Below are 16,713 nucleotides of genomic sequence, written 5' to 3'. Positions count from 1 at the left end.
GCCGTTGCCCTACGTCCTCGGGATCGATGTCGCCCAGGGCCGGACCCACGCCGCCACCTGCCGCCGACAGGGCTCCGGCTGGGGCGAGCCCGAACCCCTCTGGCTGGGTGACCGGTCCCCCGCCGCGGCGTCCGCGCTCTTCCTCGACGACGAGGGGTACCTGCTCACCGGCGACGCCGCCGCGCAGGCGGGCGCCCAGGTCCCGTCCCGGTTGCTCACCGGCTTCCACCGGCGGATCGGCGACGACGTTCCGATGCTCGTCGAAGGCGAGCCGTTCCCGCCCGAAACGCTCACCACCGTGCTCGTCGAGGGGATCGCCGAGCACGCCGCGAACCTGTTCGGCGGCCCGCCCCACCACCTGGTGCTGACCCACCCCGGCGACTGGGGCGGCTACCGCCGTGACGTGCTGCGCCGGGCGCTGGCCGACGCCGGGTTCACCGCGGTCACGCTGGTCCCCGGCTCGATCGCCGCGCTCGCCGCGCACCTGCCCGTCCCCGGCCCCGGTGCCCAGGTCGCCGGCGTCTGCGAGTTCGGCACCGACGGCGTGAACGTGACGCTGGCGTCGGCGAGCGGCGCCAGTGGCTGGCAGCTCGGCCAAGGTGCCGAAGGGGTGAACCCGGCGGCCGCGCTGAGCACGCTGTTCGCGCTCGCCGGAGCGACGTCGACGTCCCCCAAGGGCCTCGCCGGCGTGGTGTTCTGCGGCGACGTCCCCCCGCACGCGCTGCCGGCCCGGCCGCCGTGCCCGGTGTTCGCGGGACCGGTTCCGCCGGCGACCGCCGCGCTCGGCGCGGCCGCCCTCGCGGCGCTGCGCGCCGACCACCGGGTGACACCGCTGGAGCCCCCCGCCGTCGAAACCACCTTGCTCCCCAAGGTGGACACGCTCGGTGAGCTCGGCGAGCGGCCGCCCCGGCCGCCGGTCGAGATCACCCCGTTCGAACTGCCCGAGAAGACCGGGCCGATGAACCTGTTCCGGCGGCGGCGCCCGCTCGCGGCCGCGGTCCTGCTGCTCGCCGCGGCCGCCTCGGCCGTGGTGATCACCCTCACCGCCCGCGAAGCCACCGCCGGTCCGCCCGCTCCTGCCCCCACCCACTGCGCCCCCTCCGGGGAAGGTCACTGTTGAACACTCTGCTCACGCAGGTTCCCCGTCCGGTTCCGGTGCACCCGGCGGCGCGGCAGCTGCTCGACCGCGTCGCCGCCGACCCGGCCGCCCCGCTGCGGCTCGCCGTCGTCGCCCCCGGCGGCTACGGCAAGAGCGTGCTGCTCGCCGCGCTCGACCGCCGCTACCGCGAGGCCGGCGTCGACGCCGTGCTGGTCGACGACGCCGACCGGCTCGGCCCCGATCAGCTCGAAGACCTGCTCACCGGGGCGGACGGCCCGATCGTCGTCGCGCACCGGCCGGCCGCGGTGGCGCCCGGCTGGACGGTGCTGCAGCTCGGCCCGCTCGGGGTCGAGGACGTGGCGCGGCTGATTTCGGCGGTGACGGGGTCGCCGGCCGATCCGGCGGCCGCGGCCGAGCTGCACGCCCGCAGCGGCGGGGTGCCGCGGCTGGCCGAGCGCGCGCTGCTCGGGCGGCTGGAGGAGTTCCGGCCCGAGCTCGACGAGCTCGACGACGACGTGCTCCGCTACCTGATCGCGGCCGAAGCCGGGGCCGGGCGCAACCTCGACCTGCTGTGCGCGCTGCTCGACCGCCGTCCCGACCAGCTGCCCGCGATCGTCGAGGGCGCCCGCGCGACCGGCCTGCTCGCCCCCGACGACACGCTGCTGCCGCTGGCCGCGGCGGCCGTCCGCGACTTCGGGCCGCCCGCCCGCCGGCTCACGACGGTGCAGCGGCTGGTCGAACTGCAGCTGGCGAACGGCCTGCCGGTGCTGGACCTGGCCCGGTCCCTGCTCGGCACGGGCAGTTCCGGCGCGTCGGCGGCGGCCGCGTTCGCCGCGGCGGCGGCCGAAGCGCTGCCCGCCGACGCGCACTTGGCGACGCGGTTGTTCGAAGCCGCGGCCGAAGCGGGCGACCGTTCTCCCGCGGTGACGGCGGGCTGGGCGCGCGCGGCCGCGTTGTCCGGCGACCTCGACACGGCGTTGCGGCTCGGCGACGGGATGCTCGGCGCCGCCGACCCGGAAACCCGCGCGGCGGGCGCGGAGATCGCGGCGACGGTCCTGGCCCACCGCGGCGAACTGGCCCGCAGCGCCGAGCTGTACCACTGGGCGGGCCGCGCCGACGCCTTCTCGGCGACGGCGCTGGTCGGCACCGGTGACCTCGAAGGGGCCCGGCGCCTCCTCGACTCCCCCGCGCCCGGCGTCGCCCCGACGCTGTTCGCGGGCGCGGCCACCCGGATGGCCCGCGGCATCGTGGATTCGGTGTCCGGCTGCGCAACGGAGACGTTGTCGACCCTGCTCGGCGCGGCCACGATGCTCGAGCCGGCGCTGGGTGGCATGTTGCTGCCGGACAGTCCCGCGGCGCTGGCCGCGCTCGTCGCCCTGCACACGGGCGAGCTGGCGCTGGCGGAGTCCGTGCTGACCCGGGCACTGGACGGCGGGACCGGCGGGGACCTGCTGGCCGTGCGGCACCGGTTGCTGCTGGGCTGGGTCGCGATGACGGCGGGCGACCTGGCGGCGGCCGCGGAACACCGTGACGCCGTCGCGGGCCGTTCTTTGGAGGCGCGCGACGAGCTGTTCTTCGCGACCCTGGAACTCGGCCTCGCCCGGCGCGCGAGCGACCTGGTGGGTCTGCAGCGGTCGTGGAACCGGGCGTACCAGGCCTCGATGCGGCAGCAGACGGACCTGTTCACGCTGTTGCCCTTGGGCGAGCTGGCGATCGCGGCCGCCCGCACCGGCGCGTTCGCCAAGCTGTCCGGCCAGTTCGAGCGCGCACACAGCCTGCTGGCCCGCCTCGGTGAGCCTCCACTGTGGACGGTGTCCCTGGTCTGGCACGAGCTGCACGCGGCCATCACGCTGGAGGACGCGGACGCGGTCAAGGCCCACCTGGCAACGTTGACAACCCACGCCCACTGCGGCCGCCACCCCCGAGCCCTGGCCACGGCGGCCCAGGGCTGGCTGGCGGTGCTCGGCGGAGGCTTCGACCCGGACGCCATCACCGCGGCGGCGGCCGAGCTCCACGACCTGGGCCTCCGCTGGGACGCGGCCCGCCTGGCCGGCCAGGCGGCGATCCGGACGTCCGACCGCAAGGCGATGGTCCAGCTCCTCGAGGCGGCCCGCCAGTTCCAGGGCCCACCGGCCCGCCGCGAGCCCGGCGCCTCATCGGAGCCGGCGGCGGGAGCGGGCTTGGCGGCGTTGAGCGAGCGCGAGCTGGAAGTGGCCCGCCTGGTGGTGGAGGGGCTGACGTACAAGCAGGCGGGCAGCAAGCTGTTCATTTCGGGCAAGACGGTGGAGCACCACATGGCCCGGATCCGCGGGAAGCTCGGGGCCGCGGACCGGCGGGAGTTGCTGGCGACACTGCGGGAGCTCCTTTCCCGCCCGGATGCGACTTAGGCGGGGCCGCCCTCGTGCCGTGGTCGCGGTGGGACGGTGCGCCAGTGCCCCGATCGGCTCAGGCAGCCGCCGTCGTGGTGGGGAGCGGCGCGCCAGTGCCATGAATGACTCATTCACTGCGTCCGACGTCAGGAATGGGTCATTCATGACGTGCTGCCCGCGTGACGGAACGCTGGAGCCGGACCTGCACCCCGCCCAGACCTCCCCACCGCCCCGATCCGAAGCCAGAACACGGCCGGCAGCGCCGGGTCAAGGCACGCTTTCCCGCCTTGACGCGGCGCTGCCGGCCGTAGTCACAATCGCGGCTTCGGGGTGGTGGGCACCCAGCTACGCATTGGCCAAGGCGCCACGGCCTGCCGGCCAACGATGGTGATCCGGCCCCGTTGTCCACACCGCCGCCGGATTGTGGACAACGAGGCCGATCGGCTCAGGCAGCCGCCGTCGTCGTCGTGAATGTGGCCGCCGGGCCGGTTCCCGTTGCCGTGATCGCCGCGACCGTGAACGTGTAGGCCGTTGCCGGTTGCAGGTCGGCCACCACTCGGGTCATGCCCTTCACCGTCGGCTGCGTGACCAGCGCGTCGCGGCCCTGGACCGGGATCGTGCGGCCGTCGGACACCGTGATCACGTAGCCCAGGACCGGGGTGTCGCCCGCCCCCGCCGGGGGGTTCCAGCGGATCGAGGCCGCCGTTGCGCTCGGGAGGGCGCGTGCGCTCGTCGGGATTCCCGGCAGCGCGTTCATACCCCGTGGACCGGGGGTCACCGGTGCCGACGGTAGTGACGGCTCGCTCGTCCCGTACGCGTTGCGCGCCGCAACCGTCACCGTGTACGGCGTCCCGTCCGTCAGCCCGGGCACTTCGGCGTACGCGCGCTTCGCGAAGTCGGCCGCCGTAATCGTCGACGAGTACGTGCGGCCGCCGCCCGTTGCGGTCACCACGTAGGCCGTCACCGGGGCGTTGTTGAAGGCGAACGTCGGGTTCCAGGTGGCGTACAGCTTCCCCGCGACGGCGAACGTGCCGACCCGCGACGGCGCCTCGGCCGGGGCTCGGCCGCCGACCTGGCGGGTGAGCAACCCGCGGTAGGCCGGTTCGAGGCCCGCGTTCGCGACGATCGCGGGCGGCGCGTCGGCCGGGTTCGCCAGGAGGTGGTTGCCGCGGGTGATCGCGCCTTTGTCGGTCTTGTCCTTGTCGCCCTGCTCCCAGTAGTTGCCCTCGGTCAGCGTCGGGTCGTTGTTGCCGAGGTCGTCGCGGTAGTCGACGTGCACCGTGCCCACGTTGGCGTACGCCATGTCGTACAGGACGTTGCCGCGGATCGTCTCGTACGTGTTGCCGTTGTCGGTGTAGACGCCCTTGCCGAGCCCCCACTGGCCGTGGATGACGTTGCCGGTGACCTTTTCGCCGTCGTCCAGGGAACTTCTGGTGATGCCCTGGGTGTAGACACCGCCGCCGTCGTCGAGCATCTGCATGTAGTCGAAGATCAGGTTGTCCGAGACGACGTTGTCGTGCGACAGGTTCGGCGTCGCCGGCCGCTTGATCTTGTCCGGCCAGCCGCCCCAGCCGACGGAGATCGCCGAGTAGCCGACGTGGTCGATCTGGTTGTGGGAGATGGTGTTCCGCACGGTGTAGCCGTTGACGATCGGCACGCCGCCGTGGAACTCGCGCGGCAGGCCGTAGAGGTGGTTGTCGGTGACGCGGACGTCCCGCACGACGTCGGCGTCGGTGTCCGTGACGGGCTTGTCGACGCCGCCGAGCTGCACGCCGTTGCCGGAGATGTCGGTGAAGACGTCGCCGCGCACCTGGGATTCCTTGGTGCCGTCGACGAGGTCCAGCCCGGCGCCGCCGAGGTGGGCGAACACGCTGTCGCTGAATTCGACGCGCCGGCCGTGCGAGACGGAGACGTTGGCGGGTTCCCGCGTCCACGAGGCGTACGGGCAGGTGCCGCCGGGGACGAACTGGCACAGGCCCTGAACGGCCCAGCCGTCGGCGCCCGTGATCGTGTACCCCGCCTGGATTTCCGAGAACCCTTCCGGCGACGAAGGCCTCAGCCAGGTCGCGTAGGAGTAGCGCAGCCCGCGGAAGGCGACGTCCTGGATGCCCCGGGCGTCGACGAGCTTCTCCAGCACGGGCATTTCGACGTCCGCGCGGCGCAGGTCCTGGCCGGCCTCCGGCAGGTAGTAGACGACGTGGGCGGACCGGTCGAGGTACCACTCACCCGGGGTGTCGAGCAATTCGAAGGCGTTTTCGGCGTAGGTGGGGTGGCGCCCGTTGGTGAGATCGGCCGGGCCGACCATGTTGACGCTGCGGCCGGGGATGTCGGGGAACAGCACGCGTTTCGTCGAGTTGTCCCAGCAGGGGTTCGCCATGGTGATCGTGGTGCCTTCGGCGGCGGCGAGCGGGCAGCGCGGCTCGGTCCACTGGCCGAGGCCGTCGCGCTGGACGTTCCAGAGCGCCTCGCCCGAGACGTACACGAACTCGACGTCCTTCGGGTTCCGCCAGTGGGCGAGTGTGTCCGCGTCGGCGGTGTAGCCGGTGGCGGTGGCCTTGACGGTCACCGGCAGGGGGCCGCGAGCGCGTTGCTCGCGGACTCCGTCGACGTAGAGCTGGCGGGTGTTGTCCAGGCCGGCGGGCGCGGGCGCGGCGAACAGCCCGGGACGGCCGGGCACCGGCCGCCAGCCGGTGACCCGCACGCCGCCGTTCAGCTCGGTGTCGCCGCTCCCCTGCCAGATGACGCGGTGGCCGTTGCCCCCGGAGTCCCGCGCGTCGAGCCGCAGCGGGGCGGTCAGCCGGAAGACGCCGGGCGCGAGGTGGACGGTGAGATCCCGGGTCAGGTGCGGCGCGCGCTGCCGCACGAGGTCGCGGGCGCGCTCGAGGGTCCGGACGGGATGCCCGGCGGTGCCGGACGCCCGGTCGGAGCCGCCGGGCGAGACGTAGACGTCCTGATCGCCGGTGGCCGCGGCCACCGGCCCGGATGTGGCGAGCAGGGCGCTCGCGCCGAGGAGAACGGTCACCACGGTGCGGCGCCGCGTCGAGCCCCACTTGGTCAGCATGGACGAAAGATAGGATCTCTACGGCGCGATGTCGACAATTTCCCGCTCAGCGGCGCAGGCGGTCACCTATTCATCGGATGCCTTCAGTCGCGGCTCGGGCCGAACCGTTCGGTGCGGATGCGGTGCGGATCGTGCCCGAGGGCGACCAGGATGTCCGCCACCGTTTCCACGAAGCCCGTCGGGCCGCAGACGAAGCACGACGCCCCGAACTCCGCCGGCCAGCCCGCGGTGTTGATCGTCGCCACGTCGATGCGGCGGGGTATCCCCGGGCGGCCTTCGGGCAGCTCGCGCGTGTACACGTACGTGACGTCCACGCCCGCCACGGGCGTGCGCAGCTCGTCCGCGTAGTACAACTCCGCCGGGGTGCGCAGCGAGTAGATCAGCTTGAACGGCGTGCGGACGCCCGCTGCGCGGCGGGCGCGGATCATCGCCATCAGGGGGACGATGCCCGAGCCACCGGCGACCAGGAGGACCGGCGCCGGGTCCGTCGGGCGCCAGGCGAACCAGCCGCCGATCGGGCCGCGGATCTCGACCGGGTCGCCGACCGCGTACGGGCCGGTGAGGTGCTCGGACACCTCGCCGTCGGCGACGCGCTGGACCGTCAGCTCCACCCGGTCGCCGTCCGCCGGCGCCGCGAGGGAGTAGCTGCGCTGAGCGCGATACCCGTCCGCGGCCGTGAGCCGGACGTCGACGTGCTGGCCCGCCAGGTGACCCGGCCAGCCGGGCAGGTCGAAGACGAGCGTGCGCGCCGTCGGTGTCTCGTCGCGGAATTCGGCCAGGCGGGCGACCCGCCAGGCTAGTCGCCCTGATACCGCTGTTCGCGCCATGGATCCCCGTAGTCGTGGTAGCCCGCGTTCTCCCAGAAGCCCGGCTCGTCCCGGGTCTTCAGTTCCAGCCCGCGCACCCACTTCGCGGACTTCCAGAAGTACAGGTGCGGCACGAGCAGCCGCGCCGGGCCGCCGTGCTCGGGGGTCAGCGGCTTGCCGCCGTACTCGTAGGCGATCCAGGCCTGGCCGTCGAGCAGGTCGGCCAGCGGCAGGTTCGTCGTGTACCCGCCGTACGCGTGCACCATGACGTAGTCGGCCTCGGTGGCGAGCCCGCCGACCAGCGTGTCGATCGAAACGCCGCGCCAGCGGGTGTCTAGTTTGGACCACTGGGTGACGCAGTGGATGTCCACAGTGGGCTTTTCGCTGGGCAGCGCCATCAGCTCCGCCCAGTTCCAGGTGTGCTTCTCGCCCGTCTCGGTGGTGACGGTGAATTCCCACGTTTCGGTGCGCACGCGCGGAGTCGGACCCGCCGACAGCACCGGGAAGTCCTCGGCCAGGTACTGGCCGGGTGGCAGCCGCGGGTTACCGCTGCGGGCCCGGCCCTGGAAACCCGGTGTCACGACACCCATGCGGCGCTCCCTTCCCGATCGCGACGAGCCTACGCCCGGACCCGCAGTCCCAGCGACGTGACGAGCACCGCAGCCTGTTCGGGTGACACGATTGCCCCGGCCAACTCGGCGTTCAGCGGGTCGAGCGCCGAGAGGTCACTGCCGCGCAGCTCGGCTTTCGGCAGCTTGACGGCGTGCAGCGCCGCCCCGGACAGGTCGACGTCGGCGAACACCGCGCCGGCGCAGTCCGCCCCGGTGAGGTCCGCCTCGCGCATCCGGACGCCCTGGAAGGTGACCGCCCGCAGGTCGGCACCCGCCAGACCGGTGAACGACCAGTCCCCGCCGGTGACCCGCAACGGCCGCAGCTCGCACTCGGTGAACGTGGCGCCGACGAGCTTGCACCCGGTGAATTCGGCGTCGAAGAAGTTGCAGCGCCGGAAGGTGCAGCCGGTGAAGGCCGAGTCCGTGTGGCGGGACGCGTTGAAGCGCACGTTGCCGAAGACGCAGTCGGTGAAGACCGAGCTCCGGGTGACCGCCTCCGAGAAGTCGGTCTCGTGGAACTCACACCGCACGTAGTGGCGGCCGGTGATCTCCTCCCCGTACCAGTCGTCGCGGAAGAAGCGCTGCTCCTCGTGCACGGCCTCGGACATGGCCGCCAGGCTAGCGGCAGACGCCGGAGGGGCCGCGCATGCTCGACGCCGACGAGGATTGGAGGGCGGTGCTGATGCCGGCCGCGCCGCCAGCCGTTTCGCGGTGCTGCAACGATTGTCCTTCGTCCGTACGTGGGTAAGGCGGGCGGAGTTGGCCGCTGGGATGACGGCATGCGTACCTGGAGGGACAACACTGCGGGCGGCGGCTGTCGGCGCGACCGGCGAGCAGCGGCTGTCGGCGCGAGCGGCGAGCAGCGGCGAGCGGCGGCCGAAGGGCGCGGGCGGCGGCGGCCAGGTGCCGGGCGGCAAGCGCGGGCGGTGGCGACGGCGGGCAGGTGTCGAGGCGGCGGGCGCGAGCGATGGCGGGCAGGTGTCGAGGCGGCGGGCGCGAGCGATGGCGGGCGGGTGGCAGCGCCGACGGCACGGCGGCCGTCGGCGCGAGCGGCGGTGGGCAGGCTCGGCTCGGACGGTGGCGATCGGGCATCGGCGCGGGCAGTGGGCGCGGGCGGCGGTGCGGGCAGGCGTTGGGCGGTGGGCGCGGCGTTGGCGGGGCGGCGGGTGTCGGGAGGCGAGCGGCGGCGGCCGGGTTCGGCGAGGCCGAGCAGCGGGCGGCGGCGCGGGCAGTGGGCGGGCTCGGCGAGGCTCGGCAGCGGGCGTCGGTGGGGCGGTGGGCGTCGGCGAGGGTGCTCACCAGGCGTGCTGGAGGGTCGCGGAGAGCAACGGAAGCGGCCGAACGGCGCAATCTGGGCTGGGATGCGTTTGATCCGTCACCCGATCCGGGAATTTTCGCGGCATGTCTCCTTGGCGAACCACCACCAGACGGAACACGGCCGTGCGGGTCATCACGGCGATCGGCGCGATCTTCGCGGGGATCGAAGTTCTCTACATGATCATGGTGCTTGCCGGTGCGAACGCCGGCAATGCCTTCTTCCAGTTCATCAAGTCACTGGCCGTTCCTCTCGCGTTGTTCTGGCCCGGCTTGTTCCCGGTGGACAGCCCGAGCCTCGCCGTCATCCTCGACTACGGCCTCGCCGCGGTGTTCTGGCTGGTCGTCACCGGCATCATCGCCCGCTTCGCGGGCCGGTGACCGGGGGCGATCCGCTGGCCCACCCGGGAACCACCCGCCGTCGCCGCCGCCGGTGTCCGTGGGCGACACTGGACGGATGAGCGACGGCAGGTGGTTCGACGGCTGGTCGCCGTGGCCCGAGCTGGCCGGGCTGGCCGCGGCCGGGCGTTCACTGCTCCCGAACGTCCCGGTCACGCCGGCCGCCTTGGCGCGCACGGTCACCGAACAGCTTGTCGGGCGCAGGCTGACCACGACCGTGGGCGACCGCGAAGTCGGCCTCACCCTCGCCGCACTCGACTACCCGGCCGACAGCCTCCGGCTGGCCACCGGCCGCCTCGGCGACGTCCGGATCGTCGCCGAGGACGTCGACTGGCCGGAGCACAAACCGGACGGCGGCAGCATTCAGCTGTGCCGGGTCATCGTGATCGCCGAAGACGTCCGCCTCCGCTCGCTGCCCACGCCCGCCGCCATTCCCGCCCGTGTCGGACTGCAGATCGCCGTGTCCGCGGACGTACTGCGCGAACGGGTGGCGGCGGTCCGGCCCGGGATCGTCGCGTCTCCCGCCGGGAACGGGCTGCTCCGGATCCACTGGGCCAAGCACCCGCGCTGGGGCCACCTGACCCTGCGGCCCCAAGTGGCGGACGACGCTGTGCTCCTCCTGCCCCAGACGCTCCACATCGGACAGAAGGAATTACGCGCACCGAAGCGCTTCCGGCCCATCGAGGTGCCGCTGCCGGAACTCCCGCCGGGCACCAGACTGACGAAGGTCGAGCCGCGGCACGACGAACTCGTGCTGCACGCAGTGGCGGAGGAATGGCCGGACCGGCTTTCCCGCATTCCCCTCGCCGATCTGCTGAGCTGGCTGACGACCGCCGCCATGACGTTGACCCTGCCGAAACTCGGTACGCGCCCATGACTTTCCTCCCTCGATGAGCCGGGCAATGCCGGACAACGAACACGCTACTCGCACACGTGTTCGAACATCATCACTCACAAGGGTAGAGGTACCTCAGGACACCGGGAACCACGTTCCCGACGCCCACTCGACGTCGCCCCAGGCCGCGCGCTCGTCCGCCCGTGGATCGAGCACCAGGTCCGTGTCCTCCCGGAACACCATGACCGGCCGCAGTTCCGGCCCGTACGACGGCCATTCCGGTCCGTCGGCCGACGCGACGCCGGACCGCACGAACCCCACCCAGCACCGGTGGATGAGCAACGCGGCCCGCTCGCGCGCCGGGTTCACCGCGGTTCCCTGTGCGGCCAACGGAAGCGGCACCTTCCAGGCCATCGTGGTTTCCGTCCCGTGCCCGCCGTCGAGCTGCTCGGGCACCCCGGGCGCGGCGATGTCGATCCGGTACCGGTAGACGGGAGCGTGCGCGGACTGCGCGTCGGCGAGCCGCTGCGTCGGAATCCCGTACCGCTCGTCGCCCATCGCGGCGATCCGAGCGGCCTGCAGATCGGGCACTCGGCGAAGATACGTCTCGAGCAGCCGTGAAGCGCCCGAATCACCGAGGATGCCCGAGAGCACACCGGAAGCCGGCGCGGTGGCGACATCTTCGCCGAGCATCATCGCGTACGTGCTGCCTTCGTTGCTGTTGCAGCCGACCAGCAACGGAATCCCGGCCGCGCTCCCCCGCCGGATCGGCCCGATCGGCACCTCCGGCAGCGCCGTCGGGTGCAACGTCGGACGCCACAGCCACAACGCCTGGAACCCGCTCAGGATCCGTTCCTGCGCCTCGACGAACTCCTTGGCCGGCAGCGAGCGCAGCGCCGCGAGGTCGTGGCAGCCGACCTCGTCCAGCAGCCGCCGCGCCAGCGCCGTCCCGGCCTCCGGCGTCGCCACGTGGTCCGCCCCGCCGGAACTGCTGATGGCCTGCGCGAACAGCCCCGCGCCGAGCGGGCTGCCCATCAGGTTCCCGATGCTCTTCGCGCCCGCCGACACGCCGTAAACCGTGATCCGCGCCGGATCGCCGCCGAACGCGGAGATGTTGCGGCGCACCCACTTCAGGGCCTCGACCTGGTCGAGGAAGCCGCACACACCGGCGTCCGGTTCAGCGGAACCGAAGATCCCGGCGAGGTGCAGGAAGCCGAGCGACCCGAGCCGGTAGTTGATCGTGACGACGACGATCCCGGCGCGCGCGAACTCCTCGCCGTCCCCCAGCTGCTCGCCGTGGCCGACGCGGTAACCGCCGCCGTGCAGCCAGAACAGCACCGGCCAGCCACCCGCCGGCGCGGGTCCCTCCGGCGTGCAGACGTTGAGGTACAGGCAGTCCTCGTCGCACACGGCGGCCGGGTTCATCGGGTCCGGCGACTGCATCGCGTGCGGGCCGTACTCGGTGGCCACGTGCACCCCGCCGGACAGCGACGGCGGCTGCGGCGCCTTCCACCGCAGCTCGCCGACCGGCGGGCGGGCGTACGGGATCCCGCGCCAGACGCGGACGCCGTCACCCGCCAGCCCGACCAGCGCCCCGAGTTCGGTCGTGACCGTCGGGACGGAAGCCATCAGAGCGAGGCCTGCTCGACCGTCGGCAGGCAGACCTCGAACCGGGTGTTCCCCGGCTCGGACTCGACGCGCAGGTCGCCCTGGTGCCGTTCGACGACGATCTTCCACGAGATGTCCAGGCCCAGCCCGGTGCCCTCGCCGACCGGCTTGGTCGTGAAGAACGGCTCGAAGATCCGCGGCTTGATGTCCGCGGGGATGCCCGGGCCGGTGTCGCCGATCTCGACGCGGACCTGGTCGTTCTCCCCCCACGTCCGCAGGGTCAGCGTGCCCTCGCCTTTCATCGCGCCGAGGGCGTTGTCGATGATGTTCGTCCAGACCTGGTTCAGCTCGGCCGGGTACGCCGGGATCTTCGGCAGGCTGCGGTCGTACTCCTTGACGACCCGGACACCGCCGCCGATCTTGCCCGACAGCATCACGAGCGTGGAGTCGAGGCCGTCGTGGACGTCGACCCACTGGTGCGGCGCCCGGTCCATCTGCGAGTACTGCTTGGCCTTGCCGACAAGGGCGGAGATGCGCGTGGTGGAGTCCTCGATCTCGCCCATGAGCATCTCGGTTTCGAGGGCGTAGGCGAGCCAGCGCACGGCGCCGTCGATGAAGGTGTCGCCCACCTGCTCGAGGACGTGGTCCAGGTCGGCCGTGGTCAGCCCGGCGCGGACGTAGATGTCGGCGAGGTCCCAGCCGCCGTCGATCTCGCGCTCGTCGAACCAGTCGCTGATCTCGTCTTCGCGGTCGGCCTGCTGCATCGCCGTCAGCTTTTCCGCCTGCGCGACCTGCTTGACCAGGCGTTCCTGGACGTCGATGAGCTGGTAGAGCAGCTCCGGCTCGATGTCCTTCTTTGCCAGGAAGGCGAGCTTGTGCCGCATCCCGGCGACGCGTTCGCGCAGGGCGGACGTCGCCCGGACGGCGGCCGCGGCCGGGTTGTTCAGCTCGTGCGTCAGGCCGGCCGACAGCTCGCCCAGCGCCAGGAGACGGCGGCGGGAGCCGATCACCGTGTCGCTGTTGCGCCAGCCGAGGTACATGCCTTCCAGCAGGTGCGTCGCCATCGGGAACCACCGGCGGAACTCGACGGAGAACTCCGCGGCGGGCAGCGCGAGCAGCGTCAGGTCGCTCAGCGCCTGCACCGAAGCGCCGTAGCGGTGCTCGGCTTCCTGGTGCACGAAGAACTGCGTCGCGCCGAAGTAGGCGCCGCGCTGGTCGGACCGGTTCGTCTCGACTTCGGTGCCGCTGACCAGGCGGGTCATCCGGACGGCGCCGTTCAGGATCACGTAGAAGCAGGTCGCCTCGTCGCCTTCGCGGATGACGAAGCTGTCGCCTTCGTACTCCTCGAGCACGGCGTTGGCGGCGACCCAGTCGAGCTGCTCTTCGGAAAGGTGTTCGAACAGGAAGAGGCCGCGAAGCTCTTCCCGCGGCAGTGCGCTCATTGTTCCTCCAGGTACCGGTGTACCAGCGTCACGGCCATCGCGCCCTCGCCGACCGCGGAGGCCACCCGCTTGACCGACTGGGACCGCACGTCACCGGCCACGAACACGCCCGGGATCGACGACTCGAGGTAGTACGGGTCACGGTCGAGCGGCCAGCCCGCCGGCCGCTGCCCGGCGCTCCGGAGGTCCGGGCCGGTGCACACGAACCCGTGCTCGTCGCGGTGGATGGCGTCGCCGAGCCAGTCGGTGCGCGGGGCGGCGCCGATGAAGATGAACAGGTGCCCGGTCTCGACCGTCTCGGTGACGCCGTTCTCGCAGAGCGTGAGCCGCTCGAGGTGGCCGTCGCCGTGCACCTGCTTGACCGTGGTGTGCGTGCGGACGTGGATGTTGCCGATGCCCGCGATCTGCTCGATCAGGTAGTGCGACATCGACGCCTCCAGCGAGGCACCGCGCACCAGGATCGTCACGTCGCTGGCGTGCTTGGCGAAGAACACCGCGGCCTGCCCGGCGGAGTTGGCGCCGCCGACGATGTAGACGTGCTCGCCCTTGCACTCGGGTGCCTCGGTCGCGGCCGAGCCGTAGTAGACGCCGCGGCCGGTGAGCTCCGCGACACCTTCGGCGTCCAGTGCGCGGTAGTTCACGCCGCTGGCGAGGATCACCGAGTGCGCGGCGATCTCGCTGCCGTCACCGAAGGTGATCACCCGCGACGAACCGCGGGCTTCCAGGCCGACGACGTCCCGGGCGGTCAGCACCTCGGCGCCGAACTTCTGCGCCTGGCGCCGCGCCCGGTCGGTCAGCTGCGCGCCCGACACGCCGTCCGGGAAGCCGAGGTAGTTCTCGATGCGCGAGCTCGTGCCGGCCTGGCCGCCGGTGGCCTTCTTCTCGACGAGCACCGTGCGCAGGCCCTCGGAAGCGCCGTACACCGCGGCGCCGAGGCCGGCCGGGCCGCCGCCGATGACGACGAGGTCGTAGAACTCCTGCGCCGGCCGGGTCGACAGGCCGACCGCGTCGGCGATCTCGCTGCCGCTGGGGTTCTTGAGGACGGTGCCGTCCGGGGTGACGACCACCGGGATGTCGGCTTCGGTGGCCTCGGCCGCCTGGAGCAGGCGTTTGCCCTCGTCCTCGTCGACGGAGTACCAGCGGTACGGCACGGCGTTGCGCGCGAGGAAGTCGCGCATGTGGAACGACGGGGACGAGTACTTGTGGCCGAGGAGCTTGACCTCTTCGACCGGCTTGTCGCCGACCGCCTTCCACGTCTCGACCAGGGCGTCGATGACCGGGTAGAGCTTCTCCTCCGGCGGGTCCCACGGCTTGAGCAGATAGTGGTCGACGTCGACGACGTTGATCGCCTGGATCGCGGCGTCGGTGTCGGCGTAGGCGGTCAGCAGGGCACGGCGGGCGTGCGGGAACAGGTCCATCGCCTTCTCGAGGAAGGCGATCCCGTCCATCTGCGGCATCCGGTAGTCGGCGAGGATCGCCGCGACGGCGTCGCCGCGCAGCTTGATCTCGCGCAGCGCGTCGAGGGCGTCCGGGCCGGAGTCGGCGCGGATGACGCGGTAGTCCTTCCCGTAGCGCCGGCGCAGGTCACGGGCGACCGAGCGGGACACGGCGGGATCGTCGTCGACGGTCATGAGGATCGGCTGGCTCACGAGATGCAGCCTACGGCGCTTCTTGCCCCGTGGGGAAAGAACGCCGTTTCGGCACCTGGACCCGCTCCAGGTCCTGCGCGACGACGATCTCGCCGTCGAACTCGGCCCGCGCTTCGGCTTCGAAGCGTTCCGGATCGGGGTAGCGCTGCGAGAAGTGGGTCAGCACGAGCTGCCGGACGCCGGACTCGGCGGCGACCCGGGCGGCCTGCCGGGCGGTCAGGTGGCCGAAGTCCTCCGCCAGGGACGTATCCTCGGCGAGGAACGTCGATTCGATCACCAGCGTGTCGGCGTTTTCGCTGAGGGCGTAGACCGCGTCGCACAGGCGGGTGTCCATCACGAACGCGAACCGCTGGCCGGGCCGCGGCTCGCTGACGTCCTCGAGGTTCGTGGCCCCCAGGCGCCCCTCCCGCTGGAGCCGGCCGACGTCCGGGCCCGCGATGCCGCGTTCGCGCAGTTTCTCCGGGAGCATCGTGCGGCCGTCCGGCTCGACCAGCCGGTAGCCGAACGCCTCGACGGGGTGGCTCAGCCGCCTCGCCTCGAGGGTGAGCTTCCCGGTGGCGATCGGGCCGTCCTCGGCGATCGGGTGTTCCCGCAGGTCGGCCTGCTCGTAGAAGGCCGACGCGTGCCGCATCCGCGCGAAGTAGTGCGCGCCGGAGGCCGGGAAGTGGGCGTGGACCGGGTGCGGCACCTTGTCCAGCGACAGCCGCTGGATCACCCCGGGCAGGCCGAGGCTGTGGTCGCCGTGGAAGTGCGTGACGCAGATCCGCGTGACGTCCGTGGCGGCGACACCGGCCCGCAGCATCTGGCGCTGGGTGCCTTCGCCGGGGTCGAAGAGGATGCCCTCGCCGTCCCAGCGGAGGAGGTAGCCGTTCTGGTTGCGGTGGCGCGTGGGCACCTGGCTCGCGGTGCCCAGCACCACCAGTTCGCGGGTCGACACCCCCGCACGGTACTCAGGCTTCTCGGGCCGTGTCCCCCAGTTTGCGCAGCCGGAAGGCCAGCACGAGCAGCACGATCCCGTACAGCAGCGCGTAAATCCCGACGAGCAGGGCGATGCCGTACGCGCCGGCGATCGGGTTGATCACGATGAGCACCCCGGCGAGCACGGAGATCGCGCCGGCCGCGATGAGGAACGCCTCGCCCTTGATCTGCTTGCGCAGCCGGACCGCCGCGGCGATCTCGGCGATGCCGGTGATGATCGCCCAGAAGCCGACCAGCAGGGCCAGTAGCAGGACGGTGATGCCGGGCCAGACCAGGACGAGGATCCCGGCGATGATGCCGAGCGCGCCGAGGACGCCGTACGCCACCCGGTGCCCGGTGTCACCCGGGCGGAACGCCTGCATCAGGCCGCCGATGCCGTCGATGATCGCGTACACGCCGTACAGGATCGCCAGGACGAGGACGGTGGCGCCGGGCCAGATCAGCGCGAAGAGCCCGAAGAGCACGGCGAACACGCCGCGGACGGCGGCGATCGGCCAGGCCTTGCGGGGTTCGACGACGGTGAACGCTGCGAAAGAGGTCAT

At 72.3% G+C, this 16,713-nt stretch carries 14 protein-coding genes; 5 read left to right on the top strand and 9 right to left on the bottom strand.

Annotated elements, in window-relative coordinates; all coding sequences use genetic code 11:
- Positions 1-4 precede the first annotated feature (4 nt).
- Together ACFPLC_RS21905 and ACFPLC_RS21900 are read left to right on the top strand one after the other, a co-directional pair.
- Positions 5-1,120 (top strand): Hsp70 family protein, encoded by a 1,116-nt coding sequence (locus tag ACFPLC_RS21905; protein WP_378205361.1) that lies wholly within the window; start codon positions 5-7, stop codon positions 1,118-1,120.
- Positions 1,117-3,486 carry a helix-turn-helix transcriptional regulator gene (locus tag ACFPLC_RS21900; RefSeq protein WP_378205364.1) on the top strand — a complete coding sequence of 790 codons (2,370 nt, stop codon included), beginning with the start codon at positions 1,117-1,119 and terminating at the stop codon, positions 3,484-3,486. The genes ACFPLC_RS21905 and ACFPLC_RS21900 overlap by 4 nt, the downstream gene beginning before the upstream one ends.
- Positions 3,487-3,913: 427 nt before the next feature.
- On the opposite strand, the gene ACFPLC_RS21895 is transcribed toward ACFPLC_RS21900, so the two are convergent.
- From ACFPLC_RS21895 to ACFPLC_RS21880, 4 genes are all read right to left on the bottom strand, one after another.
- Entirely contained in the window at positions 3,914-6,529 is a 2,616-nt protein-coding gene (locus ACFPLC_RS21895) for a fibronectin type III domain-containing protein (RefSeq protein ID WP_378205367.1), read from the bottom strand.
- A gap of 83 nt (positions 6,530-6,612) precedes the next feature.
- Entirely contained in the window at positions 6,613-7,356 is a 744-nt protein-coding gene (locus ACFPLC_RS21890; protein WP_378205370.1) for a ferredoxin reductase, read from the bottom strand.
- Positions 7,326-7,925 (bottom strand): sulfite oxidase-like oxidoreductase, encoded by a 600-nt coding sequence (locus tag ACFPLC_RS21885; protein ID WP_378205373.1) that lies wholly within the window; start codon positions 7,923-7,925, stop codon positions 7,326-7,328. Before ACFPLC_RS21885 ends, ACFPLC_RS21890 begins: the two co-directional genes overlap by 31 nt.
- A 29-nt stretch (positions 7,926-7,954) precedes the next feature.
- Positions 7,955-8,554 carry a pentapeptide repeat-containing protein gene (locus tag ACFPLC_RS21880; RefSeq protein ID WP_378205375.1) on the bottom strand — a complete coding sequence of 200 codons (600 nt, stop codon included), beginning with the start codon at positions 8,552-8,554 and terminating at the stop codon, positions 7,955-7,957.
- Between the two features lie 151 nt (positions 8,555-8,705).
- Between ACFPLC_RS21880 and ACFPLC_RS21875 the strand changes: the two genes are divergently transcribed.
- From ACFPLC_RS21875 to ACFPLC_RS21865, 3 genes are all read left to right on the top strand, one after another.
- Entirely contained in the window at positions 8,706-9,317 is a 612-nt protein-coding gene (locus tag ACFPLC_RS21875; protein WP_378235895.1) for a hypothetical protein, read from the top strand.
- Between the two features lie 69 nt (positions 9,318-9,386).
- Positions 9,387-9,641 (top strand): hypothetical protein, encoded by a 255-nt coding sequence (locus tag ACFPLC_RS21870; protein ID WP_003083120.1) that lies wholly within the window; start codon positions 9,387-9,389, stop codon positions 9,639-9,641.
- Positions 9,642-9,717: 76 nt separating this feature from the next.
- Complete coding sequence (locus ACFPLC_RS21865) at positions 9,718-10,536, top strand: hypothetical protein (RefSeq protein ID WP_378235894.1); 819 nt, start codon at positions 9,718-9,720, stop codon at positions 10,534-10,536.
- A gap of 93 nt (positions 10,537-10,629) precedes the next feature.
- Here the strand turns inward: ACFPLC_RS21865 and ACFPLC_RS21860 are convergent, their stop codons facing one another.
- Genes ACFPLC_RS21860 through ACFPLC_RS21840 form a run of 5 tightly spaced genes read right to left on the bottom strand, consistent with a single transcriptional unit; the run spans position 10,630 to position 16,713 of the window.
- On the bottom strand, positions 10,630-12,123 hold the full coding sequence (locus ACFPLC_RS21860; protein ID WP_378205383.1) for a carboxylesterase/lipase family protein: 1,494 nt from the start codon (positions 12,121-12,123) through the stop codon (positions 10,630-10,632).
- Positions 12,123-13,544 carry an ATP-binding protein gene (locus ACFPLC_RS21855; protein ID WP_378205386.1) on the bottom strand — a complete coding sequence of 474 codons (1,422 nt, stop codon included), beginning with the start codon at positions 13,542-13,544 and terminating at the stop codon, positions 12,123-12,125. Before ACFPLC_RS21855 ends, ACFPLC_RS21860 begins: the two co-directional genes overlap by 1 nt.
- Positions 13,541-15,193 (bottom strand): FAD-dependent oxidoreductase, encoded by a 1,653-nt coding sequence (locus ACFPLC_RS21850; protein WP_378205388.1) that lies wholly within the window; start codon positions 15,191-15,193, stop codon positions 13,541-13,543. Before ACFPLC_RS21850 ends, ACFPLC_RS21855 begins: the two co-directional genes overlap by 4 nt.
- 10 nt (positions 15,194-15,203) lie before the next feature.
- Complete coding sequence (locus ACFPLC_RS21845; RefSeq protein WP_378205391.1) at positions 15,204-16,130, bottom strand: ribonuclease Z; 927 nt, start codon at positions 16,128-16,130, stop codon at positions 15,204-15,206.
- A gap of 13 nt (positions 16,131-16,143) precedes the next feature.
- A complete protein-coding gene (locus tag ACFPLC_RS21840; RefSeq protein WP_378205394.1) occupies positions 16,144-16,713 on the bottom strand; it encodes an HdeD family acid-resistance protein in 570 nt (189 codons plus the stop codon).

It is taken from the genome of Amycolatopsis plumensis (assembly GCF_042652605.1).
In the GTDB taxonomy this organism is placed as follows: Bacteria; Actinomycetota; Actinomycetes; order Mycobacteriales; family Pseudonocardiaceae; genus Amycolatopsis; species Amycolatopsis plumensis.
The sequence above is the reverse complement of the archived record's forward strand: the minus strand, read 5'-3'. Positions and strand labels throughout refer to the sequence as shown.